The organism is Ruegeria discodermiae, assembly GCF_030758345.1.
Taxonomy (GTDB): domain Bacteria; phylum Pseudomonadota; class Alphaproteobacteria; order Rhodobacterales; family Rhodobacteraceae; genus Ruegeria_C.
Genome location: NZ_JAVAMO010000053.1, coordinates 1 through 1,859 on the forward strand (window position 1 = coordinate 1; position 1,859 = coordinate 1,859).

At 55.6% G+C, this 1,859-nt stretch carries 2 protein-coding genes; both read right to left on the minus strand.

What is annotated here, in order from left to right; all coding sequences use genetic code 11:
• Positions 1 to 87 precede the first annotated feature (87 nt).
• Positions 88 to 933 (minus strand): MBL fold metallo-hydrolase, encoded by an 846-nt coding sequence (locus Q5Y75_RS28295; protein ID WP_306203637.1) that lies wholly within the window; start codon positions 931 to 933, stop codon positions 88 to 90.
• A gap of 362 nt (positions 934 to 1,295) precedes the next feature.
• Positions 1,296 to 1,691, minus strand: a complete 396-nt coding sequence (locus Q5Y75_RS28300; protein ID WP_306203638.1) for a DUF1348 family protein — start codon at positions 1,689 to 1,691, stop codon at positions 1,296 to 1,298.
• Positions 1,692 to 1,859 lie beyond the last annotated feature (168 nt).

A 1,859-nucleotide genomic window follows, 5' to 3' on the forward strand; every position in this document is an offset into this window, starting at 1 on the left:
GTCTAGATACATTGCACTGCGGCGCGTCAAACTTGCTGATGGCAGCCCTCCAACAACAAATCAGCGCGCAGCGCAATACAACCTGGGCTAGTCTTCCCAGCGAAACGCGCCTTTGTCCGACTTCACCCGACCCAATGACGGCAATGCGAAGTGGCTCCCCAGCACAATGCACCCTGTTTCCGAGGCGCTTTCCAACAGTCTCCGACGAGAGGTCACAGCCATGTCTGCATCGGCGTCGAACTTGAAATGCCACTCGGGGTGCCAGCACTGCACGGTTGTGTGGATCGCATCCCCGGTAATCAAGGCGCGCCGGTTACCACTGGTGATCTCAATCGAGACATGGCCGGGTGTGTGGCCCGGCGTGGGCATCAGGGTGACATGATCGCCCAGCATATGCCCCGTCTCTACCAGTTCCGCCTGTCCGGCTTCGATGACGGGCAGAACACTTTCGACATAGAGATCGCTGCTATGTTCACGCTGATACGCCTCGTCCGCCGCGGGCATCAGATAGCGCGCATTTGGAAAGGTCGGAACCCAGCGCCCGTCCTCAAGCCGCGTGTTCCAGCCGACATGGTCGACGTGCAGATGGGTGCATAGAACGTAGTGGATATCCCCCACATCCAGCCCCGCTGCCGTGAGGCTTGCGGTAAAACGCGTGTCTGATCGTTTGTGCCAGTCGGGATGTCGAGGCACGGTCTTGTCATTGCCGACGCAACTGTCGACCAGAATGTTATGCGTCGGCGTTTTCAACAGAAAACCCTGAATCGGCAGGATCAGCCGCCCAGATTGCGCGCAAACACAGCCGGGCACATGCGCCTCGACAACGGCCCGGACATCTGGCCCCGCGCTGGGAAACAACTCTTCTGTGGTCAGAAACGGAGCATGGATTTCAAGAATGCGCCAGACTTCAACGTCACCTATTTTGCACAGCATGGCCGGTGTCCTCGTTAAGTTGGGGAACGCAAAGCACCTTTGATTTGGTGTTCAGCGTTTCAGGTGCCCAAAGGTTAGCGCACCGGCAGCTATGGCACGAACACAAAGTCGTTCTGAACAAACGGCGGCCTTGCGTACTTCACGGACATCGAGCGCATTGCAGCATCAGAGGACAACCCGACCTGAAGGGGTGTAGAGGGCGGCCCATAGCTGCCGTCCAACTTTGGTCTCGGTTTCTGCGGACGCAACCCGCTTTGCTGCCGTTCGTTGCGTCGGTAAAATTTATAGAAGAGTGAACCCACGTCAGCAGGGCTTAACGAACGTTGGAGTGACAATCCGGGTTAATTCAAGAACGGCTGTCTTCACTCTCCTGTGACCTGCCGTTCGTAGTCAGCAGCATCATACCAGCCAAGCGATCGGGTTACCCTTAGATCGTCGTCGAGGTCCCATTCTTCCCAGCCCGAGAAACTCACATGATTCCCGGTCTCCTTGTGGTGACCTTCGAAGGTCCAAGCATAGACCATATGGTGGTCGGCGACCAAAACCGTGTCCAGTTTTAGGACAAGGTCCGGAAAATCGGCCATAAAACCCGCCGCCATTTCTGCGATTTCAGCTTGGCTTGTCATTGGGTCGCCACCATTCATTCCCATGGTAGTAACTTTAGCGTAGCGATTGGCGACATCCTGCGGGTTGCGACCAGTCCAGGCATCGCAATGCGATTGTGCCATCTGTCGGGCAGTCTGCAGATCAGGTGTCATAATATCCCTCCGCAAAAAAGAAAAATTTAGCGTTGCCAGACTAGTGGAGCGGAATGTCTTCAATCAAGTCAGCTAAGCGGACTTTGCCAATATTTGAGAGCGCTGGTAGTGCACCGTTAACGCTAGAATATCGGAGATTGCGGAGAGCCAATCGATGATCATAAGTCG

What these genes read in the sequence shown, in the direction of transcription:
- Q5Y75_RS28295 (WP_306203637.1), bottom strand. Translation starts at nt 933, where the DNA reads ATGCTGTGCAAAATAGGTGACGTTGAAGTCTGGCGCATTCTTGAAATC.
- Q5Y75_RS28300 (WP_306203638.1), bottom strand. Translation starts at nt 1,691, where the DNA reads ATGACACCTGATCTGCAGACTGCCCGACAGATGGCACAATCGCATTGC.